The organism is Bacillus sp. HY001 (assembly GCF_007558965.1).
Classification (GTDB): domain Bacteria; phylum Bacillota; class Bacilli; order Bacillales; family Bacillaceae_G; genus Bacillus_A; species Bacillus_A mobilis.
The window spans coordinates 1-269 of sequence record NZ_VLTE01000386.1 but is presented as its reverse complement, the minus strand read 5'-3'; the positions used below and the strand labels follow the sequence as shown (position 1 = coordinate 269).

At 32.7% G+C, this 269-nt stretch carries 1 protein-coding gene; it reads left to right on the top strand.

Annotated features, from left to right (window positions below; genetic code table 11):
* The coding region (locus tag FOT98_RS31855; RefSeq protein WP_260851169.1) for an Rpn family recombination-promoting nuclease/putative transposase at window positions 1-269 on the top strand (269 nt) is incomplete at both ends.

Genomic DNA, 269 nt, shown 5'->3' with positions numbered 1-269 from the left:
TGGCATTTTTGTTCGTATTTTTTATACTAAACGTGAGTTTTCCTTACTGGGGAAGGCTATATACATCCCAACTACAAAAGGGAATGCCATATAGTTCTTTTCACAAAACCATTACGATTAATTTATTAAACTTTGTAATGTTTCCAGAATATGAAGCATTTCATACAACAAGAATCTTATGGAATCAGCAACAACAAAAGAAGTTAAGTGATGATATTGAAGTTCATATTGTGGAGATTCCAAAACTCATGCAACAGTGGCGGAATGAA